Genomic DNA, 24,502 nt, shown 5'->3' with positions numbered 1-24,502 from the left:
GTGGACTAAGTATCGCGGCCAGCCCCGTAAGGAACCGTTACCGCATCTCCAAGCGTCCGGAAAATCGCATCGAACGGTGCCTGGTAGCTCTGCTGCGCTACTTCGTGCGTCGTGCTTCGGGTCCTTCAACGCACGCACCAGCTTGGTGAGTTGGATTCTAGATGCGACTGGCGATGTCAAGCGTGACGATTTGAGCGGACTCGCCGCATTTTGGTATCGAGTCGATACCAATCACGTCTACTCCGCCTTATCGAGCGTCGATTCGCCGGCGTAGAGGGATTCGACGCTTTCGCGCGCACGGATCGCGAGGATGCGATCGCCGTCGACGAGCGCCTCGGGAGGGCGCGGGCGCGTATTGTAGTTCGACGCCATCGCCATCGCATAGGCCCCGGCGGAGAGGATGGCGAGGAGATCGCCTTCGGCGATCGCGAGCTCGCGCCCGGTGCCCAGCACGTCGGACGATTCGCAGATCGGGCCCACCACGTCGTAGGTCGCACGCTCCCGGGGCGCCTCGGTCACGGGGACGATCTCGTGCCACGCCTCGTAGAGCGCGGGGCGGATCAGCTCGCTCATGGAGGCGTCGACCACGGCGAAGCGCTTCGCCTTGTCGAGCTTCAGGTACTCCACGCGCGTGAGCAGCACGCCCGCGTTGCCCACGATGTAGCGCCCGGGCTCCAGCAGCACCTGCAGCCCGCGCCCCTGCATGCGCTGGGCGAGCTTGCGCGTGTAGTGCCCGACGTCCATGGTGCGGTCGCCTTCGCGGTAGCGGATGCCGAAGCCGCCGCCGAAGTCGACGTGGTGCAGCGGGATGCCCGCGGCGATCACGGCGTCGGCGAGCTCCAGCACGCGATCGACCGCCTCCTCGAGCGGAGAGGCCTCGAGGATCTGCGAGCCGATGTGGCAATCGATCCCCGAGACCACCAGGTGCGGAAGCCGTGCGGCGTGCCGGTAGACCTCGAGCGACCGCCCGTACGGGATGCCGAACTTGTTTCCCGCGAGGCCCGTGGAGATATAGGGATGCGTCTTCGCGTCGACGTCGGGATTCACGCGCAGCGACACCGCGGCCTTCGTCCCTGCCGCGCCGGCGAGCGCGTTCAGCCGCTCCAGCTCCGGCTCGCTCTCCACGTTGAAGCAGCGGATGCGCTCGCCCAGCGCGAAGCGGATCTCGGCCTCGGACTTGCCGACGCCGGAGAAGAGGATCTTCGAGCTCTCGCCGCCCGCGGCGCGCACGCGCGAGAGCTCGCCGCCCGAGACGATGTCGAAGCCGCTGCCGAGCCTGCGCAGCACGTCGAGGATGGCGAGGTTGGAGTTCGCCTTCACCGCATAGCAGACGAGGTGGTCCACGCCCGCCAGGCCTTCGTCGAACTCCCGGTACGCCGCCTCGATCATCGAGCGCGAATAGACGTAGCAGGGCGTGCCGAAGCGCCTTGCAACCTCCTCGAGCGGCACGCCTTCCATCGCGAGCGCGCCGTCCTTCCTTTGCAGCGTGCTCATGGAGTGCCCGAGACGGGCTTGTCCTTCGCCGGCTCGGGCGTCGGAAGCTTGAGGGGACCCTTCTGGCCGCACGCGGCGCAGGCGAATGCGAGGATCAGGGCTGCGGCGAGGGCGCGTATCATCCCCGGGATTATGACGATGACCGAAACCGAATTCCACAGCGCCGTCGATGCCGTGCTCGCGCGGATCGAGAACGCCGTCGAGGCGAGCGACACGCTCGACGTCGACCTCGAGGCGGGCATCCTCACCGTCACGTGCCCCGACGGCACGAAGGTCATCGTCAATCGCCAGACGCCGAACCGCGAGATCTGGGTCGCGGCGCGCTCCGGAGGCTTCCACTTCACCTCGCGCGAAGGCGAGTGGCGCGACACGCGCTCCGGAGCGGAGCTCTTCGCGTCCCTCGCGTCGATCATCGCGTCGCAGGGCGGCGAAAGCGTCGCGTTCGGCTGAAAAATCGCGCGCAAAACGCGCGAAAAAGGCCTCTTCCCGAGAAGGTGTCGATCCGACACGAATTTTCGGAGATTCAATCCCTTGACTTTTTAGTGTCGACCCGATACTAATGGCGTCACGCGGGCGATCCGCGGGGAGAATGAGCCCTGGACAAGAATCCGATCGTGCTCCTGGAGCTGGTCGAGCGCCTCGGCAACCTGATGCGCACGGAGCACCGCAAGTCCGGCACCGACGAGAGCCTCCAGCCCGTGCACCTCCAGGCGCTGGTGTACCTCAGCAAGGCCAACCGCTACTCCAACACCCCGCAAGCCCTCGCCGACTACCTCGGCCTCACCAAGGGCACGGTGTCGCAGACGCTCCTGCTGCTCGACCGGCGCGGCCTGATCGAGCGATTCGAGGACGACATCGACCGCCGCGTGGTCCGCCTGCGCCTTTCCTCGGCCGGCGACCAGTTCCTCTACGAGTCGCAGCCCACGCTCGCCTGGACCAACGCCACGCGCAACATCAGCCCCAACCGCATCCGCAACGCCGTCTCGGCGCTGCGCGAGGCGCTCACGCAGCTCCAGATCGACAACGAGGGATCCACCTTCGGGGCGTGCAATAACTGCAAGCAGTGCCAGCGCCTCTCGCAGCGCGCGTCGCGCTGCGGCCTGATGGGCGACCGGATTTCCGGGCCCGAGACCCGCAAGATCTGCTGGTTCTTCGAGCCGAAGACCGAAGAGTCGGCCTAGAGCGCTTTCCGAGCGCGCGCGATCGCGGCTTTCACCGCCGAGGGCGCCGTGCCGCCGATGTGGCTGCGCGAGGCGACCGAGCCTTCGGGCGTCAGCACGGCAAAGACATCGTCGCCCACCAGCGGAGAAAACGACTTCAGCGTCGCGAGCGGCAACGCCGGCAGCTCCTTGCCGAGCTTCACGGCCTCGCGAACGGCGCGCGCCACCACTTCATGGGCGTCGCGGAACGGCAGGCCCTTGCGGACGAGGTAGTCGGCGAGGTCCGTAGCTGTCGCGTGGCCTTCGGCCAGCGCGGCCATCATGCGGTCGGGACGCGCCTTCAGTCCCCCCAGCAGCTCCGCCAGCAGCGTGAGGACATCGCGCAGCGTATCGGCCGTGTCGAAGAGCGGCTCCTTGTCCTCCTGGTTGTCCTTGTTGTAGGCCAGGGGCTGCCCCTTGATGATCGTGAGCATCGCGAAGAGCGAGCCGTAGACCCGGCCGGTCTTGCCGCGCATCAGCTCGGGCACGTCCGGATTCTTCTTCTGGGGCATGATCGAGGAGCCGGTGCAGAACCGGTCGGCGAGCTCGACGAAGCCGAAGCGCGGGTTCGACCAGAGGATCAGCTCTTCGGCAAAGCGCGACACGTGCGCCTGCATCAGCGCCGCCGCCGCCAGGAATTCCACCGCGAAGTCCCGATCGGAGACCGCATCCAACGAGTTCTCGCACACGCCGTCGAAGCCGAGCTCCTTTGCGACACTCTCCCGGTCGATCGGGTAGCTCGTGCCGGCGAGCGCGGAGGCGCCCAGCGGCAGGCGGTTCACGCGCTTGCGGCAATCGGCCAGCCGCGCGGCGTCGCGCGTGAACATCTCGTAGTAGGCCATGAGGTGGTGGCCGAACGTCACCGGCTGGGCTACTTGCAGGTGGGTGAAGCCCGGCATCAGCGTCGAGGCGTCGGCCTCGGCCGAGTCCAGCAGCCGCCCGCGAAGCGTCTTCAGCACGCCGGTGAGCGCGTCGATCTCGGAGCGCAGCCACAGCCGGATGTCGGTGGCGACCTGGTCGTTGCGCGAACGGGCGGTGTGGAGGCGCTTGCCCGCATCGCCCACCAGGTCGGTGAGGCGCGCCTCGATGTTGAGGTGGACGTCCTCGCGCTCGATCGTCCAGGGGAAGGTGCCGTCGTGGACTTCCTTGGCGATCTGGCCCATGCCGCGCTCGATGTCGGCCAGGTCCGCGGCGGGCAGGATGCCCACGCGGGCCAGCATGCGCGCGTGCGCGAGGGACCCTTCGATGTCGAAGGCGGCCAGGCGCTTGTCGAAGTCGACCGAGGCGTTGAATCGCTGGGCGAGTCGGTCCAGGGGCTCGTTGAAACGGCCGGACCAGGCCTTGGCCGCCTTGTCGTCTTGTTGCATGGTGGTGGCGGCAATGGCGAGAATGAGTCGTGGCCAGTATAAATCAGACAGGTACGGGCATCCGGCTGCCGAACTTCTGCAACCTCGGCGTGATGCTGCGCGCGCTCGTCGTGGTGAACCTCTTCGTGTTCGCCGCCGCGGCCATGCGCACGCGCACGCTCGAGGGCTACTGGTACGAGTTCCTGCTCCTCGCCGCCTTCGTGGAGCCGGTGCTGATCCTCTCGCTGGTGGTGCTGTGTGCCGCGCGCCGTCCGCTGCACGCAATGGGCTACGTCCCGGCGATCTTCGCGATCTCGCTCTTCGAAGTCGTCCTGGCTTGGGGCATGTCCGAGGCGTTCCAGGCGTTCTTCCCCGACGTGCCGCCGCTGCCGTTCACGCTCGTGGCCTTCCTCGCGCTCTTCGCCACCCTCTGCACGCTCCTCTACTTCGACATGCGGGCCCGGGCGCTCTCGCCCGCCATCGCCGAGGCGCGCATCCAGGCGCTCCAGGCCCGGATCCGCCCCCACTTCCTCTATAACAGCATCAACGCCGCGCTCTCCTTCATCCGCTCCGAGCCGCGCAAGGCCGAAAGGGTGCTGGAGGACCTGGCCGACCTCTTCCGCGTCCTCATGGCCGACAACCGGACGCTCGCCCCGCTGGGCAAGGAAGTCGACCTCGCCCGCCAATACCTCGCCATCGAGCAGCTTCGCCTCGGCGAGCGGCTGCGGATCACCTGGAATGTCGATGCGATGCCCGCCGAGGCGCTCGTCCCGCCGCTCATCCTCCAGCCCCTGGTCGAGAACGCCGTGTACCACGGCATCGAGCCGGCGGACGGCGGCGGCGAGATCAAGATCGACATCCGCCGCGAGGGCGAACGGGTCCTGATGGTGCTCACCAATCCTTTTTCGGGAACCAATGGGCATCCCGGAGGCAACAAGATGGCAATAGCCAACATTCGCGAGCGCCTCCAGCTTCATTTCGACGTGGAGGCGGCCATGCGCTCCGAGGTGGTCGACGGGCAGTATCGCGTGACGATCCGCGTTCCTTATATAACGGGGGAATCCACATGACCCTCGCCCAGGCGGAAGTCCCGCGCATCCTGATCGCCGACGACGAGGCGCCTGCCCGCTCGCGGTTGCGGGACCTGCTCGACGAATGCCGGCCGGAGTTCCCGCTCGCCATCGTCGACGAGGCGAAGACCGGGCGCGAGGTGCTCGACGTGGTGAACCGGGAGAAGATCGACATCGTGCTGCTCGACATCCGCATGCCCGACATGGATGGCCTGGAGGCCGCGCGCCACCTGGCGGGCATGGCCGCGCCGCCCGCGATCATCTTCACCACCGCGTTCGACACCTACGCCCTGAAGGCCTTCGAGGTGAACGCGATCGACTACCTGCTGAAGCCGATCCGCCAGGAACGCCTGCTCGCGGCGCTTCGCAAGACCCAGGCCGCCGGAGGCGCGGTTTCGCGCGCCGCCCTCGATGCCGCCGCCAACCAGCCGCGCCGCCACCTGTCGGTCCACGAGCGCGGGAAAATTCACCTTGTCCCGGTCTCCGACGTGCTCTACCTTCGGGCCGAGCTCAAGTACGTGACGGTGCGCACGGCGGGACGCGAATTCATCGTCGAGGAGTCCCTCACGCGCCTGGAAGAGGAGTTCGGCGCCGCCTTCGTGCGAATCCACCGGAACTGCCTGGTGCATCGAATAGCCATTGCGGGGTTCGAGAAGAACGTCGCGGAGAGTGAATCCGGCTGGGCGGTGGTGATCCGCGATACCGACGAACGGTTGCCGGTGAGCCGCCGCCAGCAACACATCGTGAAGGAGTTCCGATGAGATACGCGTTCGCAGCCTGGTTCCTGGCCCTCGGCTTCACCGCCGCCGCCGCGCAGTCCCCCGTGGCACCGCCCGTGGCCACCAAGGTCGCCGCCCTTTCGCTGATCGGCGACCGCCTGCTGGTCGTGGGCAGCACCATCTCCACGGGCAGCCGCATCGACAAGAACGCGAAGACCATCCTGCCGCTCGCCACGGACGAGATCGACGTGGCCACGGTCCTCGCCTTCGAGAAGCGCGCGAACGCCGTGCGGCCGCAGCTCGAGGTCGTGCTGCTGCGCGCGAAGGATCCGTCGATCCACCAGCTCCAGGACGACGTGGTCGCCGGCAAGCGCGATTTCCGCGAGCTGCTCTCCGCCGTGGCGCCCCTGGCCCGCCGGGCCGGCGCCACCCATCTCGTGCTGTTCGCGAAATCGCGCGGCGAGACGAAGATCGACATGGGCGACGGTTCCATCGGCACGGGCTACGTGGACGGCGTGGGCTTCTACGTCGACCGCTGGCTGCGGAAGCAACAGACCCACGAAGGCGAAGCCGAAGTCGGTATCCTCGCCCCGTTCGCCTACTTCAAGGCGGTGGTGGTGGATCTCGACGGCCTCAAGATCATCGGCGAGGAAATTTCGCACCAGGCCAAGGCGCTCTATCCCGCGGCGAACGTGCGCGAGGCGCGCGATCCCTGGGACTACCTCTCGGCCACGGAGAAGGTCGCGGCGCTGAAGACGCTGTCCGACCAGGGCGTCGACAGGATCGCGGCGAAGGTGCTGGGACGCTTCTAGCCGCTACTCCCAGTGCGGGGGGTCGCCGAAGGTCTTGCGCAGGAACTCGATGAACAGCTTCACCTTCGCCGGGAGCAGGTGGCGCTCCGGGTAGACGGCGTAGATGTTGTTGCCGGGCATCGCGAACTCGTCGAGCACCGAGGCGAGCCGGCCCTTCTTGATCTCCTCGCTCACTTCCCAGGCGCTGCGCCACGCGAGGCCCTCGCCGGCGAGTGACCAGCGCGTGAGCACCTCGCCGTCGTTGCATTGCAGGTTGCCCGCGACTTTCACGGTGACCGCCTTCCCCTTGTCCTGGAAGTGCCAGTGGTCGGCGGTTCCGTCTTCGGTGCTGGTGACGAGGCAGTTGTGCTTCGCGAGGTCCGCCAGCGTCTTGGGCTTGCCGGCGCGCTTGAAGTAGGCGGGCGAGCCGCACACCACGCGGTGGTTCTCCGCGAGCTTGGCGGCGATCAGGTCCGCGCTCTTGAGATCGGCGATGCGGATCGCGAGGTCGAAGCGCTCGTTCTTGAGGTCCACCATCCGCTCGGACAGGTGCAGCGTGATCGCGAGGCTCGGGTGGAGCGCGATGAACGCGGCCAGGTGCGGCGCGATGTGCTTGCGGCCGAAGGCCGTGGGCGCCGTGACGATGAGCCGGCCCGAAGCGCTCTTCGCCCCCACCGACAACGCCTCTTCCGCGCCGCGCAGCTCCGCCAGCAGCCGGTGGCAATCCTCGTAGAACGTCGAGCCTTCCGGCGTCAGCGTGACCTTGCGCGTCGAGCGCTTGAAAAGCTTTACGCCGAGGCGCTCCTCGAGCTGGTCGATGCGCCGGCCCACCATCGCGGGCGTGATACCTTCCTCTCGTGCCGCGGCGGAAAGGCTGCCGCGCTGCGCGACTTCGACGAAGGTCGTGAGCTCCTTGAAGCGGTCCATGTGCAATCCTCCGAAGTAATAAATGCTCCCCGTCTGAGCGGGGATTACCAACACGCGAGTATTGTATGCCCTCTTCCAGACCCGCGGGAATCCGCGTCGAAGCGCCGGCCCATCCGGATGCCGCACGCATCCTGACCCCCGAAGCGTTGGAGTTCGTCGCGAAGCTCCATCGCACGTTCGATGCACGCCGGCTGGAGTTGCTCGCGGCGCGGGCCGCGCGCCAGGCACAGTTCGACGCCGGCGCGCTTCCCGATTTTCTCCCCGCGACGAAGTCGGTGCGCGACGGCTCCTGGACCATCGCCGCCCAGCCTTCCGACCTCCTCGACCGGCGTGTCGAGATCACCGGCCCGACCGACCGCAAGATGGTGATCAACGCGCTGAACTGCGGCGCGTCCACCTTCATGGCGGATTTCGAGGACGCCAACTGCCCGACGTGGGCCAACATGATCGAGGGCCAGGCCAACATCGCCGATGCGGTGCGAAGGACGATCACGTTCGCGCAGGGCGGCAAGGACTATCGGCTCAATGCAAGGACGGCGGTGCTGATCCCGCGGCCGCGCGGCTGGCACCTGGACGAGAAGCACGTGAGCATCGATGGCGCCCCCGTGTCCGGCGCGCTCTTCGACTTCGGCCTGCTCTTCTTCCACAACGCGAAGGAGCTGCTGTCGCGAGGCTCCGGTCCCTACTACTACCTGCCGAAGATGGAGTCGCACCTCGAGGCGCGGCTCTGGAACGACGTCTTCACCCTCGCGCAGCGGGAGCTCGGCGTCCCGCACGGCAGCGTGCGCGCCACGGTCCTGATCGAGACGTTCCCCGCGGCCTTCGAGATGGACGAGATCCTCTGGGAGCTGCGCGAGCACTCCTCCGGGCTCAACATCGGCCGCTGGGACTACATCTTTTCCTGCATCAAGAAGATGCGCTCCCATCCGGACTTCTGCCTCGCCGACCGCTCGCAGGTCACGATGACGGCGCCGTTCATGCGTGCCTATGCGCTGCTGCTCGTGAAGACCTGCCACCGCAGGAACGCTCCCGCGATGGGCGGCATGGCGGCGCAGATCCCGATCAAGAACGACCCCGCCGCGAACGAGGCGGCGATGGCCAAGGTGCGCGCCGACAAGGAGCGCGAAGCCACCGACGGCTGCGACGGAACCTGGGTCGCGCATCCGGGGCTGGTGCCGATCGCCAAGGAAGTGTTCGACAAGCACATGCCGCAGCCCAACCAGTACGGCAAGCAGCGCCCGGACGTGAACGTGGCCGCGAAGGACCTGATGGCCTTCACGCCCGAGACCCCGATCACCGAGGCGGGCCTGCGCAACAACGTGCAGGTGGGCATCCAGTACTGCGGCGCCTGGCTGGGAGGCAATGGGTGCGTCCCGATCTTCAACCTGATGGAAGACGCGGCCACCGCCGAGATCTCGCGCTCGCAGGTCTGGCAATGGATGCGTTCGCCCAAGGGGAAGCTCGACGACGGGCGCAAGGTCACGAAGGCGCTCTTCCACGAGATCCTGGTGGACGAGCTCGCGAAGACGCCGGCGATCGTCGGCGCCGAGGCTTATGCGCAGGGCAAGTACGAGGAGGGCGCGAAGCTCTTCGAGGCGATCACCACGTCGGACGACTACGTGGAGTTCCTCACGTTGCCGGCGTACCGCGCGATCGATTGACTAGCGCAGCTGGCCGTTGGCCCATGCGCGCATGGCGTTGCGCGGTTGGTGCGGCCGGTTCGGCCACCGCAGGGCTCCGCCAAATGCGGGCCAGTACACGGAAGGCTCGCTCACCGGAACCGGCTCGGGATCCGGCCGCGTAATGCGCGCCACCGCTTCCGCGCTCAGCCGGTCGCGCTGCGCTTCCAGCCGCTTGTAGAGCTCCTGCTCGCGCAGCAACAGGCGCTCGCGCTCGACGACATTGGGCGCGGGATAGTCCGACGCGATGTCCGACTTGAGCGTCTGGTCGGCGCCGGGGCAGGGAAACTCCTGGTAGGTGAGCGATCCGCCGGAGTCGCGGCACTTGTAGACCGCGGCCGGCACGGCAGGCGCGAACAATGCGGAGATCGTACCGGCCAGCAAGATGTGGCGAATCTTCATTGCGATCTCCTTCCCGCGGAACCCACGACAAATACTCTACGCCTTTCGCTAGCGCCCGGATGGCAGCGGAACGGGGCGGGGCTGCGGCCGCGGGCCCGGCGGCGGATACGGCGGACGCCAACCCGGCGGGCCGGCATAGATGTACTGCGGCTCGCGCGCTTCCTCGCGCGCCCGGGCCTCCCGCTCGCGCTGTTCGTCGCGTTCCCGCTGTTCCTCGCGGCGCTTGCGATCCGCTTCCTCCGCGGCGGCGCGGGCCTCGAGCCGTTTGCCGGCTTCATCCCCGGCCTTCAGCAGCCGCTCGCGTTGCGCGGGATCGTAGTCGCTGTTGGCCGGCGTGGTGTCGACTTTTCGCGCCTCGTCCGTCTTCGGGCAGGGCGACTGCTGGTAGGTCACCTTGCCGTCGGCTGCCGTGCAGCGGAAAACCTCCTGCGCCCAGGACGGCGAAGCCGCGAGCGCAAGGCCAAGCGCCCCCAGCAGTCGCATCCTCATTCCGGCATTCGCCACGTCGCGCCACATTGCTTGCACCTTACGCGCATCCACGCGACCTGCAATGGGGCCACCGCCTCGGCCGTCGGGCCGGGGATCGAGTCGATGCCTGACTCAGTGACCACGAAGCGCCCATAGGTTGTGCACGTCGCGCATGTCGAGCGCTCGCCGTAGCGCTCGGCGCGTTCGAGCACGGTGATGTAGTGGCGCCATGCGAACGTCCCGATCACCCCCGCGGCTGCGACGATCGCGAGGGCCGTCACCGGGATGCCGCCCGCGCGGGTCGCCACGACCACTTCGTCCAGGAGGATGGCGAAGGTGAGGCCGCAGAGCAGGAGGGTGACCAGCGAGGCGTGCGATTCGATGAGCTGCCGCTCGTACCACTTGCGGAATCCGATGCGGCGGATCGTGGCGACGGGATCCATGGAGTGGATACGCCGGCCCAAAAGCGCCGGATGTCTCTCAGGCGGCGCCGGCGTCCATCGCTTGGCGATCGGCGTGATACGAGGAACGCACCATCGGCCCGCACGCGGCGTTGGTGAAGCCCATCGCTTCGCCCTCGCGCTGGAACATCGCGAAATCGTCGGGATGCACGAAGCGGAGCACCGGCAAATGGTGCTTCGAGGGCTGGAGGTACTGGCCCACGGTGAGCATGTCCACGTCGTGGGCGCGAAGGTCGCGCATCACGCCGAGGATCTCCTCGTTGGTCTCGCCCAGGCCGACCATGATCCCGGACTTGGTCGGCACCTGCGGATGCGCCGCCTTGAAGTCCTTCAGGAGCTTCATCGAATGCGCGTAGTCCGAGCCCGGGCGCGCGGCCTTGTAGAGGCGCGGCACGGTCTCGAGGTTGTGGTTCATCACATCGGGCGGCGAGGCGTTCAGGATTTCCAGCGCGCGGTCCAGCCGCCCGCGGAAATCCGGCGTGAGGATCTCGATCTTCGTGGCGGGCGAGAGCTCGCGCACGGCGCGGATGCAATCGACGAAATGCTGGGCACCGCCGTCGCGCAGATCGTCGCGGTCCACGCTCGTGATCACGACGTACTTCAATTTCATCGCCGCGATGGTCTCGCCCAGGTGGCGGGGCTCGTCGGCATCGAGGGGCTGCGGCCGGCCGTGGGCCACGTCGCAGAACGGGCAGCGGCGCGTGCAGAGGTCGCCCATGATCATGAACGTGGCCGTGCCGTGTCCGAAGCACTCGCCGATGTTCGGGCAGGACGCTTCCTCGCAAACGGTGTGCAGCTTGGCCTCGCGCAGGATCTTCTTGATCTCGAAGAAGCGCTCCCCGCCGCCGGCGCGCGCGCGGATCCAGTCGGGCTTGCGGAGCGGCTCCGAAGGCACGATCTTGATGGGGATCCGAGCGGTCTTCAGCTCGCGCTTCTGCTGCGTCTTGAGGATGTTGTCGGGCATGGGCCCTTAGGCGAGGGTGCGGGCGAGGGACTCGCCCAATCGGTGCTGCACGGCGTCAATTTTATCACCGACCCCGAGGTCGGCCAGCCGGGTGGCCGCCAATCCCGGATAGCCGCAAGGGTCTATGCGCGAGAAGGGCTCCAGGTCCAGGTCCACGTTTATCGCGAGGCCGTGGTAGCTGCAGCCGCGCGAGATGCGCAGGCCGATCGCGCAGACCTTCGCGTCTTCGACGTAGACACCGGGCATTCCGTCGCGCCGGTGGCCGCGCAGGCCGTAGCTTCCCAGCACGTCGATGGCGGAGGCTTCGAGGCGGCGCACGAGCTCCTTCGCTCCGATGCCCAGGCGCTTCAGGTCGAGCAGCACGTAGGCGATCGCCTGGCCGGGGCCGTGGTAAGTCACCTGTCCGCCACGGTCCGTCTTCACGACGGGGATGTCGCCCGGGGCGAGCACGTGCTCGGCGCGTCCGGCGAGGCCGAGGGTGTACACCGGGGGATGCTCCACCAGCCAGATTTCGTCGGGTGTGTCCGCGCCGCGGGCGCGGTTGAACGCCTGCATCTCGTGCCAGGCGGGCATGTACTCCAGCCGGCCGCGATCGCGGATCACAGCACCATCATCACCATCGGATGCTTCGAGAGCTCCGAGTAGAGGGCGTCCAGCTGCTCGCGGGACCTGGCGTTGATCTCCACGGTGATGGAGATATAGCGTCCGTTCTTGGACGTGCGCATCTCGATCGTGGAGGGGTGGAAATCGGGCGCGTGCTTCTGCACCACTTCGGAGACGACCTGGGCGAACCCATCTTCACGGCGCCCCATGATCTTCATGGGGAACACCGTCGGGAAGGTGAGCAGCGACTCCCGAGCGATCTCGGGCTTCTCGAAGTCGTCGTCCGGGGTGTCGGTCGGCATCTACGCGGCGACGGCGTCCTTGCGGCCCAGTCGCGATTTGTAGTCCTGGTAGAGGGCGTGCATCTTGCGGAACATGGGGCCGGGCTGGCCGTTTCCAACCGGCTTGCCGTCCAGCGTCGTGACCGCCAGCACCTCCTTGGTGGACGAGGAGAGCCACACTTCGTCGGCGGCCAGCACCTCGGCGCGCGAGATCGGCCGCACTTCCAGCTTGAGCGTGCCGTCCTTCGCGAGCTTCTCCAGCAGCTGGTAGGTGATGCCGAGCAGGATGAGATTGTCCTGCGGTGCGGCGAGCACGGTGCCGCCCTTCACCACGAACGCGTTCGAGGCCGAGGCCTCGGTCATGAAGCCATCCCGGAACATGATCGTCTCGACCGCGCCCGCGTCCACGGACACCTGGCGAGCCAGCACGTTGCCCAGCAGCGAGATCGACTTCACGTGGTTCTTCTTCCAGCGGAAGTCCTCGGCCGTGACGCAGGCAACGCCGTTCTCCACGCTCTCCTTCGACGGGGACGCGAGCGGGTAGCAGAACATCATCACGGTGTTCGGCAGGCCCTTCGGGATCACGTGGTCGCGCTTCGACTGCACGCCTCGCGTCACGTGGATGTAGACCGACTGGTTGCCCGGATGGTGCTTCAGGAGATCCATCGTGATCGCCATCCACTCGTCGGTGGTGTGCGGGTTCTTCATGAGGATCTCGTCGCACGAGCGCTGCAGGCGGTCGAAATGCTCGCGGCCGTGCAGCGGCACGCCGTTGTATACGGGCACCACCTCGTAGATCCCGTCGCCGAAGATGAAGCCGCGGTCGAGGGGCGAGATGCGGATCTCGTCGAGGGGGAGGAATTTCCCGTTGAAGTACGCGATGTCGGAGGTCATGGCGGTCAGCGCAGGAGGAGTCGGAGGGTGTCCCAGCCCCGCGAGAGGAAGCCCGCGACGGGCACGTCCTCCAGGGCGACCACGGGAAGGTCCGCGACCTTCGCGTTGTCCCGGGTGAGCTTCATTATCCCCGCTTTTTCTCCGGCGGCAAAAGGCGCCACGAAGGGCTGCTTCGTCTCGAGCGTGGACTGCAGGCCGGTGAACTTGTCGCGCGGCAGCGAGAGCCATACGTCGTCCTTGAAGCCCACGGAAAGCGTCGACTTCGTGCCCTTGAAGATCTCGGGCGTGCCCACCGCGGCGTTCTTCTTGTAGAGGAGCCGCGTCTCGTACGCCTGGAAGCCGAAGTTGAGCAGCTTCTGGCTCTCCGTCATGCGCAGCACGTCGGACTGCGCGCCCATCACCACGCTGATCAGGCGCCGCTCGCCACGCTTGGCGCTCGCCACCAGGCAATAGCCCGCGGCCTCCGTGAAGCCGCTCTTCATGCCGTCCACGGTGGGGTCGATCCACAGCAGGCGGTTGCGGTTCGCCTGCGTGATGCGGTTCCACGTGTAGTCCTTCTGCGAATAGAGCGGATAGCGGTCGGGGAAATCGCGGATCAGCGCGGCGGCGAGCGTCGCGAGGTCGCGCGCCGAGGCGTGGTGGCCGGCGGCGGGCATGCCGGTGGAATTCATGAAGGCCGTGCTGGTGAGGCCCATCTTCTGGGCCTGCTTGTTCATGAGCGCGACGAACGCTTCCTCGGTGCCGGCGACCGCTTCGGCGAGCGCGATCGTCGCGTCGTTGCCCGACTGGACGACCATGCCGCGCAGGAGGTCCTCGGTGGTGACGGGCTTATTGGGCTCGATGAACATGCGCGAGCCGCTCGCCTTCCAGGCGCGCTCGGACACGTTCACCGTCGCGGCGGGGTCGAGCTTGCGGTCGCGGATTGCCGAGAACACGAGGTAGGCGCTCATCAGCTTGGTGAGCGATGCGGGCTCGAAGCGGTCGTCGCCGGCGGTGGCGGAGAGCACTTGCCCGCTCTGGACATCGAGCAGGACGAAGGCGCGAGCGGCGATCGGCGGCGGCGCCACGCCCTGGGCTTGCGAGGAGAGGGCGACGAGGCCGGCCAGGAGTACGGCAAGGCGTTTCAGCATTGCGGGTTTCTTCAGCGGTTCGTGAGGGCGGGGGAATATCCGAGCGTGGAGCGCACCTTCTCGGCGATGGCGAGCGCCTCGTCGCGGTTGCGGTACGGGCCGAGGCGCACGCGATGCAGGCCATCGCGCTGCGCGATGTCGATGGGCTCGAGGTTCCAGCCCAGCTCGCCCTGCATGCGATTGCGGAAGAGCTCGGCGTTCTCGGCGGCCGAGAAGGCCCCGAGCTGGAGGTAGAGGCTGCCCGCGTCCGAGGAGACGACCGGCGTCTCGATCGTCGTCGCGATGGCCATGATCGGCGGTGTCGGCGCGAGCGCGGTGGCCACCGGTGCGGAATTCACGGGCGTCGCGACCGGCGACGCGCTCGCGACAACGGCTTGGCCGCCGAACACGCGCTCCACTTCCACGAGGCCGCTGCCGGCCGAGGCGATGCCAATGCGCGACGCCGCGGCGTACGAGAGGTCGATGATGCGATCCCCGTGGAACGGCCCGCGGTCGTTCACGCGCACGACCACCGAGGCGCCGGTGCGCACGTTGGTGACCTTCGCATAGCTGGGGATCGGCAGCGTCTTGTGCGCGGCCGTCATCGCGAACATGTCGTAGACCTCGCCCGACGACGTCTTCTGACCGTGGAATTTCTTGCCGTACCACGAGGCGACGCCGCGTTCGCGGTACGCGTCCTTGTTCACCGCCGGCACGTAGCTGCGCCCGAAGACGACGTAAGGGCGGTTCGCGAAGCGGTGGAACGGCTCGTCGATCGGCACCGCATCGGGGATCGAGGCGAGGTTGTCGGGCACCGAGGTGGGCGGGCCGTCGTCGGAGTAGTACTTGGGGCTGGTGCCTTTCGGGGCGTCTTCGGCCTTCTTCGGTGCGCTTCCGCACGCGGCTAGCACCAGGGCGACCACGACAAGGGAGAGGCGGGTGAAGGTGAATGCGCCGTGTTTAGGGGGAAGGAAGGGAAGGAAAAGCGGAGGAAGGGAAGGAAAGCGGGTCGAGTCACATCGACGGCCTTCGCAAGGGACGACGAATGGATTTCCTTCCCTTCCTCCGCTTTTCCTTCCCATCCTTCCCTTTCCCAATCCGGCGTCCATCGCTTCGACCATGCCCGCCATCGACGCATTCAACTCTGAACCAGCTGCTTGTGGGTGGCGACGGACATGAGGATCCCGAACCCGATCAGCATCGACAGCAGCGCCGTCCCGCCATAGCTGATGAGCGGCAGCGGCACGCCCACCACCGGGAGGATGCCGGTGACCATGCCCATGTTCACGAATGCATACGTGAAGAACGTGAGCGTCACGGCGCCCGCCAGCAGGCGCGAGAAGGTGGTGGAAGCGCTCGCCGCGATCATGAGGCCGCGCGCGATGATGAGCACGTAGAGCGCGATCAGCACCGCGATGCCCGCGAGCCCGAACTCCTCGCCGAAGACGGCGAAGATGAAGTCCGTCGAGCGCTCGGGCAGGAAGTCGAGCTGCGCCTGCGTTCCGTTCAACCACCCCTTGCCGAGCAGGCCGCCCGAGCCGATGGCGATCGTCGACTGGATGATGTGGTAGCCGGCGCCGAGCGGGTCCGTCATCGGGTCCAGCAGCGTGAGGATTCGCTTCCTCTGGTAGTCGTGGAGCACGGACCAAAGGAACGGCAGCGCGGCCAGGCCCGCCGTGCCCATGCCGACGATGAGCTTCCACGACAGGCCGGCGAGGAAGATCACGAAGAACCCGGAGGCGAAGATGAGCAGCGCGGTGCCCAGGTCCGGCTGGCGCGCGATGAGGCCCACGGGCAGGGCGAGGATGATCGTGGCGACGGCGTAGTCGCGGATGCGCAGCCCTTCCTCGTGGCGGTGGAAGTACCACGCGAGCACCAGCGGCACGGCAATCTTCATGATCTCGGAGGGCTGCACCGAGCCGAAGCCGAGGTTCAGCCAGCGGCGGGCGCCGTTGCGCACATCGCCGAAGACCGCCACGCCCACCAGCAGCGCCATGCCCACGACGTAGACCGGGACCGCGAGGCGCATCAGCGTCTGCGGCGGCACGTTGGCGGCGATCCACAGGGCGCCCAGGGCCACGAGGACGTTGCGCACCTGGCCGCCGACGCGGTCGAACGACTGGCCGCCCGAGGCCGAGTAGATCACCGTGAGGCCGAGCGCGATGGCGAGCATCAGCGCCGCCATGAGCGGCCCGTCGATGCGGCGGGCGACCAGGTTGAAGAGGCGCTCAATCACTGGCGGTCTCGTCGTCGCCCAGCTTCTGCTTCACGGCGGGCTTCTTCTTCAGCAGGTGGAAGTCGAAGACCTCGCGCGCGATCGGCGCCGCGGTCGATCCGCCGTGGCCGCCGTTCTCCACCAGGAGCGCGATCGCGATCTTCGGGTTGTCGGCCGGCGCGTAGGCGATGAACACCGCGTGGTCGCGGTGCGCCTCCTTCACGCGCTTCTCGTCGTACTTCTCGCCCTGCTTCATGCCGATCACCTGCGCGGTGCCGGTCTTGGCGGCGATCGTGTACGGGGCGTTCGCGCCCGCGCGCGCGGCCGTGCCGCCGGGCTTGGTGACGTCGACCATCGCGTTGCGGATGAGCTGCAGGTATTCGGGCTTGAGCGGGATCGTCTCGCCGGTGGGTGCGGCGAGCTCGCGCGTCTCGAGCGTCTTGGAGTCCTGCACCGCCTTCAGCAGCCGCGGGTGCACGACGGTGCCGCCGTTGGCGAGCGTCGCGGTGGCCGCGGCGAGCTGCAGCGGCGTCACGAGCCAGTAGCCCTGGCCGATGCCCACGCTCACCGTGTCGCCCGCGTACCACTTCTGCTTGTAGCGCTGCCATTTCCAGTCGCTCGACGGCTGGAGCCCGCCCAGCTCGCCTTCGATGTCGATGCCGGTGCGCGCGCCGAAGCCGAAGGGCGTGAGGAAGCGGTGGATCGCGTCCACGCCCATGTCGTTGGCGAGGCCGTAGAAGTAGGTGTCGCAGGAGACGACGATGGCCTTGTGCAGGTTCACGCTGCCGTGGCCGTCGGGCTTGTGGTCGCGGTAGCGGTGAGTCACGCCCGGCAGCGCGAAGAAGCCCGGGTCGGAGATCGAGAACTCGGGCGTGCGCTTCTTCGTCTCCAGCGCCGCGAGCCCGAGGAACGGCTTGATCGTCGAGCCGGGCGGGTACTGGCCGCGCAGCGCCCGGTTGTTGAGCGGCTTGTCGGGCGAGTTGTTGAGCGCGTCCCAGTTCACCGGGTCGATGCCGTCGACGAACAGGTTCGGGTCGAAGCCGGGCTTGCTCACCAGGGCCAGCACGTCGCCGTTGGTGGGATCGATCGCGACCAGCGCTCCGCGGTAGTCCTGGAAGGCGGCCTCGGCGACCTTCTGCAGCTGCAGGTCGAGCGTCACGACGAGGTTGTTGCCGGAGTGCGGCTCGTTGCGCGAGAGCGAGCGGATGGCGCGGCCGCCGGCGTCGATCTCCACCTGTTCGCTGCCGGTCAGGCCGTGGAGCTCGCGCTCGTAGGCGCCCTCGATGCCGAGCTTGCCGATGTGGTCGGTGCCCTTGTAGTTCGTGGTGTTGCCCTGCGAGTCGATGCGCTTCACGTCGGCGTCGTTGATGCGGCCGATGTAGCCGATCGCGTGCGAGGCGACCTCTCCCTGGGGGTACGAGCGGAAGAGCCGCGCCTTGATCTCGAAGCCGGGGAAGCGGAAGCGGCTCACGGCGAAGCGCGCCACCTCCTCCTCGGTCAACCGCGTGCGGATCGGCAGGCTCTCGAAGTTCTTGCTCTCCTCCTGCAGCTTCTTGAAGCGGCGGCGGTCGCGCGGGCTCACCTCGATCACTTCGGAGAGATCGTCGATGGCGCGCTCGACGTTGGACACCTTGCTCGGCGTGATCTCCAGCGTGTAGGCCGAGAAGTTGGCCGCGAGGATCTCGCCGTTGCGGTCGGTGATGATGCCGCGGTTGGGAACCACGGGCACGACGGAGATGCGGTTCTGCTCGGCGAGCGTGTGGTAGTACTCGCGCTGCACGACCTGCAGCCAGGTGAAGCGCGCCACCAGCAGGCCGAAGGCGATGAGGATGAACAGGCCCGAGAGCACGATGCGGCTCTGGAAGACCCGCATCTCGCGGCGCTGGTCGCGCAGCGCGTGGCCGAGTGCGGCGCTCACGAGTGCGACTCCGTGCGGCGCCGCCGCACCGCCGGGTGGTAGAGCACCCACGTGGCCGGCGCCCACAGGATGGCGGTGAGCAGGGGCGACAGCAGGAACGCGAAGCCCGGGAAGTCGGCGCCGAGCACGAGGTTCAGCACCACCAGCACCACGGAGGAAAGGACGAGGATGCCGGCCACGTGCAGCGTCTGCTCCGGCAAGTAGAAGGCGAGGATGCGCACGCGCAGTGACTGCGCGAGGTACACCGCGAGCACGTATTCCAGCGCGTGCTCGCCCAGCAGCATCGAGTCGCCGACGTCCATCAGCAGGCCGAGCGCGAAGGCCACGCCCTGGCCGACCATGCGCGGCTCGTGCAGCGTCCAGAAGAGCAGGGCGAGCAGCACGAAGTCCGGGCGCGCGAGGAGCAGCCACCCCGACCACGGCATGGCGCAGAGCAGGTAGGCGACGGCAAAGGACACGAAGACGAAGCCCAGCCCCGCGGGGCGCTTCATCACGTCGCGTGCGACGGGCGTGAGGTCAGCGGCTCTCACGGCGGCTTCCCTTGGGATTGGTGGCGCGCTTGCGCTCCTCGGCCTTCGCTTCCGGGGCGGGCGGCGAGGCGGGCGGCATGGGCAGCACCATCACGTAGCGGTTGCTGTCGACGCCGGCGGCCGGCTTCGCGACGATGCGCGCGAACACGAACGCCGCGTTCTTCTCGACCGTGGTGACCTTCGCGACGACGAGCCCGGGCGGATACGTGCCGTCGATGCCGGAGGTCACGAAGAGGTCGCCGTTCTGGATGTCGGCGGAGACCGGCATGAACGGGACTTCGAGGGAGCCGTCCTTGCCCGAGCCGGAGATGATCGCGCGCACGCCGTTCCGCACCAGCATCACCGGCACCGACTGGCCCTTCTCGGTGAGCAGCGTGACCTCGCTCGTGAACGTGCCGACGTTGGTGACCTGGCCCACGACGCCGCTGCCGTCGATCACCGGCATGCCGGCGCGCACGCCCTGCGTGAGGCCCTTGTCGATCACGATCTTGCGGATGAAGGGGTTGCGGGCGTTGTAGAGGACCTCGGCGACCATGCCCTCCGATGCGTACTTGGACTTGCCCGGCGCCATGCCGAGCAGCAGCTCCTGCTCCTTCACCAGCAGCTTCGCCTGCTGCGCGGCGGCGGATTGCTCGAGGAGCTGGGACTTGAGCGCCTGGTTGTCCCGCATCAGGCGGTCCTGGTTCGCGAAGTAGTCGCTCACGCGGCTGACCACCTCGCCCGGGAGGGAGGCCGCGCGCTGCGCGGGCTGGGCGAGGACGGAGATCGAGAGGCGCACGGCCTCGAGGGCCTGGAAGCGGTGGTCGGCGATCATCAGGCCGATCGCCACCAACCCGAAGAACGTGAGTCGCGCTAGGGGGGAGGGACCGCGGTGGAAGAATGGAGGCGGATCGTGAATCACGGGGGGCTGCTGCCCACGTAATCAGGGGTCAGACTCGAATTCGCAGTCCCGTGAACCGGACAGAAGCGCGAATTCGAGTCTGACCCCCGCTGCATCAGTCGTTGGTGAAGACGGTTCCGAGCTTGTCCATCTCTTCGAGCGCCCTCCCCGAACCTCGCACCACGCAGGTCAGGGGATCGTCGGCGACGATGACCGGAAGGCCCGTCTCTTCCATCAGCAGGCGGTCCAACTCGCGCAGCAGCGCCCCGCCGCCGGTGAGGACCATGCCCTTCTCGGCGATGTCGGCGCCCAGCTCGGGCGGCGTCTGCTCGAGCGCGCTCTTCACGGCCGAGACGATGGAATTGAGCGGATCGGTGAGCGCCTCGAGGATCTCGTTGGACGAGATCGTGAACGAGCGCGGAATGCCTTCGGCGAGGTTGCGGCCCTTCACTTCCATCTCGCGCACTTCGCTGCCGGGGAAGGCCGAGCCGATGGTCTTCTTGATGTTCTCGGCCGTGGACTCGCCGATCAACATGCCGTAGTTGCGGCGGATGTAGTTGATGATCGCTTCGTCGAACTTGTCCCCGCCGACGCGAACGCTCGCGGAGTAGACGATGCCGCCGAGCGAGATGACACCCACTTCCGTGGTGCCGCCGCCGACGTCGACGACCATCGAGCCCGTGGCTTCCGCGATCGGGAGATCCGCGCCGATGGCCGCGGCCATGGGCTCCTCGATCAGGAAGACCTGCGAGGCGTTGGCGCCCAGCGCGCTTTCGCGGATGGCGCGGCGCTCGACCTGCGTGGACCCGTACGGCACGCAGATCACGATGCGCGGGCTCGGGCGGAACCACTGGTTGTCGTGGATCTTCTTGATGAAGTACTTGAGCATCTGCTCGGTGATGGTGAAGTCGGCGATCACGCCGTCCTTCATGGGGCGGATGGCCGTGATGTTCCCCGGCGTGCGCCCGAGCATCTGCTTGGCGGCAAGGCCGACCGCCTGGATCGTCTTCTTGCCGTTGGGTCCGCCTTCCTGGCGGATCGCGACCACGGACGGCTCGTCGAGGACGATGCCTTTGCCGCGGACGTAAATGAGGGTGTTGGCGGTGCCGAGATCGATCGCGAGATCGGTGGAGAAGTACTTGGAAACGAATGAGAACATCTTGATCCGTAACGTATTTCGGGGCGTTGCTGGTCCCCGGCGGTAAGGGGCCTTTATAATAACTCCGAAATGCCGTGAAAATTGAAGCCCTTAGGCGATTTTTTGCATGCTTTCCCTCCAGGACGTCCAGCGCATTGCCCACCTCGCCCGGCTCGAGCTCTCCGCGGCCGAGGCGGAAGCCATGCAGGCGCAGATGAACTCGATCCTCGCGATGGTCGACCAGATGTCCGCGGTCGACACGAAGGGCGTCGAGCCGATGTCGCATCCCCAGGAAGTCACGCAGCGCCTGCGCGATGACGTGGTCACCGAGCCGGACCGGCGCGACGATTTCCTGGCCCTCGCCCCGCAAGCCGAAGACGGCCTCTATCTCGTCCCGAAAGTGATCGAGTAGCCGTGCATCGCGACACCCTGAAGGCGCTCTCGGCGCAACTGGCCGCACGCAAGGTTTCCAGCGTGGAGCTCACCACGCATTTCCTCGACCGCATCGAGCGCGCGCAGCCGGTGCTGAACGCGTTCATCACCGTCGATCGCGAGAAGAGCCTGGTACAGGCGCGCGCCGCCGACGCCCGCATCGCGAAGGGCGACGTGGCCCCGCTCACCGGCATTCCCGTCGCGCACAAGGATCTCTTCTGCGCGAAGGGATGGCGCACCACGAGCGGCTCGAAGATCCTCTCCAACTTCGTCTCGCCCTACGACGCCCACGTGATCGAGCAGTTCGACCGCGCCGGCGCCGTCATCCTCGGCAAGGCGAACATGGACGAATTCGCGATGGGCTCGTCCTGCGAGAACTCCGCCTACGGGTGCGTGCGCAACCCCTGGGACACGAACGCGGTGCCTGGCGGCAGCTCCGGCGGTTCCGCCGCCGCCGTCGCCGCGCGCATCGCGCCGGCAGCCACCGCCACCGATACCGGCGGCTCGATCCGCCAGCCTGCGTCGTTCACCGGAGTGAGCGGCCTGCGTCCCACGTATGGGCGCGTCTCCCGTTTCGGGATGGTGGCGTTCGCTTCGTCGCTCGACCAGGCAGGCTGCATCGCCAAGAGCGCCGAAGACCTCGCGATGCTGCTCGACGTGATGGCCTCGTACGATCCGCGCGATTCGACATGCCTGGACCATCCGAAGGACGACTACGTCGGCGGCCTCGCGCGCGGCGTGAAGGGCCTGCGGATCGGCCTGCCGAAGGAGTACTTCACGAAGGACGTGGCGCGAGACGTGACCGATCCGATCCTCGCCGCCGTCGAGGAATACAAGAAGCTCGGCGCCACGGTCGTGGACGTGAGCCTGCCGAACCAGGGCCTCTCGGTGCCCGTGTACTACGTGCTGGCGCCGGCCGAGGCATCGTCCAATCTCTCGCGATTCGACGGCGTGCGCTACGGCCACCGCGCGGAGAAGTACACCGACCTGATGGACCTCTACAAGAAGTCGCGCGCCGAGGGCTTCGGCCCCGAGGTGAAGCGCAGGATCATGATCGGCACGTACGTGCTCTCGCACGGCTACTACGACGCTTACTACCTGCAGGCGCAGAAGATCCGCCGCCTCATCGCGCGCGACTTCACCGAAGCCTTCGCGAAATGCGACGTCATCATGGGCCCGGCCGCGCCGACGGTCGCCTACGACATCGGCTCGAAGGTCACGGACCCGGTGCAGATGTACCTGGACGACCTCTACACGATCCCCATCAACCTCGCGGGGTTGCCGGGGATGTCGATCCCGTGCGGCTTCGGCAACAAGGGGCGGCCCGTCGGCCTGCAGATCGTCGGCAACTACTTCGACGAGGCGAGGATGCTCGCCGTGGCGCACGCCTTCCAGCAGGCGACCGACTGGCACCAGCGCGAGCCGAAAGGCGCGGCATGAAAGCCGGCTGGGAAGTCGTCATCGGCCTCGAGACGCACGCGCAGCTCACGACGGCATCGAAGATCTTCTCGGGCGCGGCTACGACGTTCGGTGCCGAGCCCAACACGCAGGCCTCGGCCGTGGATATCGCGCTGCCGGGGACGCTGCCGGTGTTGAACAAGGGTGCCGTCGAGCGCGCGATCCGCTTCGGCCTCGCGGTCGGCGGCACCATCGCGCCGCGCTGCATCTTCGCGCGCAAGAACTACTTCTACCCCGACCTCCCGAAGGGCTACCAGATCAGCCAGTACGAGCAGCCCGTCGTCGCCGGCGGCACGCTCGCGTTCCTGCTGGATGGCGAGGAGAAGGTCGTCCACCTCACGCGCGCCCACCTCGAGGAGGACGCGGGCAAGCTGCTGCACGACGCGGTGCCCGGCACCTCGGGCGTGGACCTGAACCGCGCCGGCACGCCGCTGCTGGAGATCGTGACCGAGCCCGACATGCGCTCCTCGGCCGAGGCGGTGGCGTACGCGAAGGCGCTGCATTCGCTCGTGCGCTGGATCGGCATCTGCGACGGCAACATGCAGGAGGGCTCGTTCCGCTGCGACGCCAACGTCTCGGTGCGCAAGGTCGGCGATCCCAAGCTGGGCACGCGCTGCGAGATCAAGAACGTGAACTCCTTCCGCTTCCTCGAGAAGGCGATCGAGTTCGAGATCCGCCGCCAGATCGAGGTGATCGAGGACGGCGGCAAGATCGTGCAGGAGACGCGCCTCTACGACGCCGACCGCGACGAGACGCGCTCGATGCGCTCGAAGGAAGACGCGCAGGACTACCGCTACTTCCCCGACCCCGACCTGCTGCCGCTCGCGATCGGTGCTGACTGGATCGCTGAGATCGAGTCGAATCTCCCTCCGCTACCAGCAGAGCGAAAGCGCCACTACGTCGAGCACTACAAGCTGGGAGCTGCCGAAGCTAGCTTTCTAACCTCGTCGAGAGAGATGGCAGAGTTCTTTGAGGAGTCGGTTTCGGCAACTTTGCGAACTCTTGAGGCTGATGTACGTTTTGTCGATACGAGAGAAACGGGTGTCGCAAGAGCTGTGTGCAATTGGCTTGTAGGTGCGATGTCCGCGAAGCTGAACGAAACGGCCCTGACCATTGACCAGTCGCCAGTGCGTCCAATGGCCATAGCTGGATTGATACATCGCGTATTCGACCAAACGCTCAGCAGCCGAACAGCGAAAGACGTTTTTGAGGTGCTTTGGGGCCCGCAAGGAGATCCACCGACAGGCGGGCGAGTTATCAACGTCTCAGTTCATGAGCACGCGAATGCGACGGATGCAGTGGATGCCATTGTCGAAATGCGAGGACTCAAGCAGATCTCGGATTCGGGCGCGGTCGAGGCCGCGGTCGACCAGGTGATGGCCGCCAACCCGAAGCTGGTCGAGGACTTCCGCTCCGGCAAGGAGAAGGCCTTCAACGCGCTCGTGGGCCAGGTGATGAAAGCCACGCAGGGCAAAGCCAACCCCGCGCAGGTGAACGCGATCCTCCGGGCGAAGCTGGGCTAGC

Annotated in this window: 27 protein-coding genes; 9 read left to right on the top strand and 18 right to left on the bottom strand. The window is 67.2% G+C overall.

Annotated features, from left to right (window positions below; genetic code table 11):
- Positions 1–237: 237 nt before the first annotated feature.
- A complete protein-coding gene (gene lysA, locus DSM104443_RS21000; protein ID WP_171095844.1) occupies positions 238–1,494 on the bottom strand; it encodes a diaminopimelate decarboxylase in 1,257 nt (418 codons plus the stop codon).
- On the bottom strand, positions 1,491–1,616 hold the full coding sequence (gene lptM / locus DSM104443_RS21980; RefSeq protein ID WP_246232403.1) for an LPS translocon maturation chaperone LptM: 126 nt from the start codon (positions 1,614–1,616) through the stop codon (positions 1,491–1,493). Before lptM ends, lysA begins: the two co-directional genes overlap by 4 nt.
- Positions 1,617–1,626: 10 nt before the next feature.
- Here lptM and cyaY point away from each other — a divergent pair, with 10 nt between their 5' ends.
- Both cyaY and DSM104443_RS20990 read left to right on the top strand, forming a co-directional pair.
- The gene (gene cyaY, locus DSM104443_RS20995; RefSeq protein ID WP_246232401.1) at positions 1,627–1,944 is read left to right on the top strand and encodes an iron donor protein CyaY; all 318 of its coding nucleotides are present in this window, start codon (positions 1,627–1,629) and stop codon (positions 1,942–1,944) included.
- A gap of 164 nt (positions 1,945–2,108) precedes the next feature.
- Positions 2,109–2,675, top strand: a complete 567-nt coding sequence (locus DSM104443_RS20990; RefSeq protein WP_171095842.1) for a MarR family winged helix-turn-helix transcriptional regulator — start codon at positions 2,109–2,111, stop codon at positions 2,673–2,675.
- Here DSM104443_RS20990 and argH read toward each other — a convergent pair.
- The gene (gene argH / locus DSM104443_RS20985; RefSeq protein ID WP_171095840.1) at positions 2,672–4,060 is read right to left on the bottom strand and encodes an argininosuccinate lyase; all 1,389 of its coding nucleotides are present in this window, start codon (positions 4,058–4,060) and stop codon (positions 2,672–2,674) included. The genes DSM104443_RS20990 and argH overlap by 4 nt on opposite strands.
- 29 nt (positions 4,061–4,089) lie before the next feature.
- On the opposite strand from argH, the gene DSM104443_RS20980 reads away from it, so the two are divergent.
- The 3 genes from DSM104443_RS20980 to DSM104443_RS20970 are packed head-to-tail and all read left to right on the top strand — an operon-like array spanning position 4,090 to position 6,640.
- Complete coding sequence (locus DSM104443_RS20980; protein WP_246232397.1) at positions 4,090–5,109, top strand: sensor histidine kinase; 1,020 nt, start codon at positions 4,090–4,092, stop codon at positions 5,107–5,109.
- A complete protein-coding gene (locus DSM104443_RS20975) occupies positions 5,106–5,870 on the top strand; it encodes a LytR/AlgR family response regulator transcription factor (protein WP_171095838.1) in 765 nt (254 codons plus the stop codon). The genes DSM104443_RS20980 and DSM104443_RS20975 overlap by 4 nt, the downstream gene beginning before the upstream one ends.
- A complete protein-coding gene (locus tag DSM104443_RS20970; RefSeq protein WP_171095836.1) occupies positions 5,867–6,640 on the top strand; it encodes a hypothetical protein in 774 nt (257 codons plus the stop codon). The genes DSM104443_RS20975 and DSM104443_RS20970 overlap by 4 nt, the downstream gene beginning before the upstream one ends.
- Positions 6,641–6,643: 3 nt before the next feature.
- Here the strand turns inward: DSM104443_RS20970 and DSM104443_RS20965 are convergent, their stop codons facing one another.
- Positions 6,644–7,546: a LysR family transcriptional regulator gene (locus tag DSM104443_RS20965; protein ID WP_171095833.1), complete on the bottom strand. Its 903-nt coding sequence runs from the start codon at positions 7,544–7,546 to the stop codon at positions 6,644–6,646.
- A gap of 65 nt (positions 7,547–7,611) precedes the next feature.
- Between DSM104443_RS20965 and aceB the strand changes: the two genes are divergently transcribed.
- Positions 7,612–9,207: a malate synthase A gene (aceB, locus tag DSM104443_RS20960; protein WP_171095831.1), complete on the top strand. Its 1,596-nt coding sequence runs from the start codon at positions 7,612–7,614 to the stop codon at positions 9,205–9,207.
- On the opposite strand, the gene DSM104443_RS20955 is transcribed toward aceB, so the two are convergent.
- The 14 genes from DSM104443_RS20955 to DSM104443_RS20890 all read right to left on the bottom strand — a co-directional run bounded on the left by DSM104443_RS20955 (position 9,208) and on the right by DSM104443_RS20890 (position 21,109).
- Positions 9,208–9,627, bottom strand: coding sequence for a DUF4124 domain-containing protein (locus DSM104443_RS20955; RefSeq protein ID WP_171095829.1), 420 nt, complete (start codon positions 9,625–9,627; stop codon positions 9,208–9,210).
- Between the two features lie 48 nt (positions 9,628–9,675).
- Positions 9,676–10,116, bottom strand: a complete 441-nt coding sequence (locus tag DSM104443_RS20950) for a DUF4124 domain-containing protein (RefSeq protein WP_171095827.1) — start codon at positions 10,114–10,116, stop codon at positions 9,676–9,678.
- A complete protein-coding gene (locus tag DSM104443_RS20945; protein WP_171095825.1) occupies positions 10,113–10,538 on the bottom strand; it encodes a hypothetical protein in 426 nt (141 codons plus the stop codon). The genes DSM104443_RS20950 and DSM104443_RS20945 overlap by 4 nt, the downstream gene beginning before the upstream one ends.
- A gap of 37 nt (positions 10,539–10,575) precedes the next feature.
- Positions 10,576–11,520, bottom strand: coding sequence for a lipoyl synthase (lipA, locus tag DSM104443_RS20940; RefSeq protein WP_171095823.1), 945 nt, complete (start codon positions 11,518–11,520; stop codon positions 10,576–10,578).
- Positions 11,521–11,526: 6 nt separating this feature from the next.
- Entirely contained in the window at positions 11,527–12,123 is a 597-nt protein-coding gene (lipB, locus tag DSM104443_RS20935; RefSeq protein WP_246232393.1) for a lipoyl(octanoyl) transferase LipB, read from the bottom strand.
- Positions 12,120–12,425 (bottom strand): HP0495 family protein, encoded by a 306-nt coding sequence (locus DSM104443_RS20930; RefSeq protein ID WP_171095821.1) that lies wholly within the window; start codon positions 12,423–12,425, stop codon positions 12,120–12,122. Before DSM104443_RS20930 ends, lipB begins: the two co-directional genes overlap by 4 nt.
- On the bottom strand, positions 12,426–13,298 hold the full coding sequence (locus DSM104443_RS20925) for a D-amino acid aminotransferase (protein ID WP_171095819.1): 873 nt from the start codon (positions 13,296–13,298) through the stop codon (positions 12,426–12,428).
- 5 nt (positions 13,299–13,303) lie between these two features.
- On the bottom strand, positions 13,304–14,428 hold the full coding sequence (locus DSM104443_RS20920; protein ID WP_212756829.1) for a D-alanyl-D-alanine carboxypeptidase family protein: 1,125 nt from the start codon (positions 14,426–14,428) through the stop codon (positions 13,304–13,306).
- 11 nt (positions 14,429–14,439) lie between these two features.
- Complete coding sequence (locus DSM104443_RS20915) at positions 14,440–15,330, bottom strand: septal ring lytic transglycosylase RlpA family protein (protein WP_246232391.1); 891 nt, start codon at positions 15,328–15,330, stop codon at positions 14,440–14,442.
- Positions 15,331–15,545: 215 nt separating this feature from the next.
- A complete protein-coding gene (gene rodA / locus DSM104443_RS20910) occupies positions 15,546–16,643 on the bottom strand; it encodes a rod shape-determining protein RodA (protein ID WP_246232388.1) in 1,098 nt (365 codons plus the stop codon).
- Positions 16,636–18,495, bottom strand: coding sequence for a penicillin-binding protein 2 (gene mrdA / locus DSM104443_RS20905; protein ID WP_171096673.1), 1,860 nt, complete (start codon positions 18,493–18,495; stop codon positions 16,636–16,638). The genes rodA and mrdA overlap by 8 nt, the downstream gene beginning before the upstream one ends.
- A gap of 41 nt (positions 18,496–18,536) precedes the next feature.
- Entirely contained in the window at positions 18,537–19,070 is a 534-nt protein-coding gene (mreD, locus tag DSM104443_RS20900) for a rod shape-determining protein MreD (protein ID WP_171095815.1), read from the bottom strand.
- A complete protein-coding gene (gene mreC / locus DSM104443_RS20895) occupies positions 19,057–19,899 on the bottom strand; it encodes a rod shape-determining protein MreC (RefSeq protein WP_246232386.1) in 843 nt (280 codons plus the stop codon). The genes mreD and mreC overlap by 14 nt, the downstream gene beginning before the upstream one ends.
- A 166-nt stretch (positions 19,900–20,065) precedes the next feature.
- Positions 20,066–21,109 carry a rod shape-determining protein gene (locus DSM104443_RS20890; RefSeq protein WP_171095812.1) on the bottom strand — a complete coding sequence of 348 codons (1,044 nt, stop codon included), beginning with the start codon at positions 21,107–21,109 and terminating at the stop codon, positions 20,066–20,068.
- 106 nt (positions 21,110–21,215) lie between these two features.
- On the opposite strand from DSM104443_RS20890, the gene gatC reads away from it, so the two are divergent.
- Genes gatC through gatB form a run of 3 tightly spaced genes read left to right on the top strand, consistent with a single transcriptional unit; the run spans position 21,216 to position 24,501 of the window.
- The gene (gene gatC, locus DSM104443_RS20885; protein ID WP_171095809.1) at positions 21,216–21,500 is read left to right on the top strand and encodes an Asp-tRNA(Asn)/Glu-tRNA(Gln) amidotransferase subunit GatC; all 285 of its coding nucleotides are present in this window, start codon (positions 21,216–21,218) and stop codon (positions 21,498–21,500) included.
- 2 nt (positions 21,501–21,502) lie between these two features.
- Entirely contained in the window at positions 21,503–22,960 is a 1,458-nt protein-coding gene (gatA, locus tag DSM104443_RS20880) for an Asp-tRNA(Asn)/Glu-tRNA(Gln) amidotransferase subunit GatA (protein ID WP_171095808.1), read from the top strand.
- Positions 22,957–24,501: an Asp-tRNA(Asn)/Glu-tRNA(Gln) amidotransferase subunit GatB gene (gene gatB, locus DSM104443_RS20875; RefSeq protein ID WP_171095806.1), complete on the top strand. Its 1,545-nt coding sequence runs from the start codon at positions 22,957–22,959 to the stop codon at positions 24,499–24,501. Before gatA ends, gatB begins: the two co-directional genes overlap by 4 nt.
- Position 24,502 lies beyond the last annotated feature (1 nt).

This window comes from Usitatibacter rugosus (assembly GCF_013003965.1).
In the GTDB taxonomy this organism is placed as follows: domain Bacteria; phylum Pseudomonadota; class Gammaproteobacteria; order Burkholderiales; family Usitatibacteraceae; genus Usitatibacter; species Usitatibacter rugosus.
The sequence above is the reverse complement of the archived record's forward strand: the minus strand, read 5'-3'. Positions and strand labels throughout refer to the sequence as shown.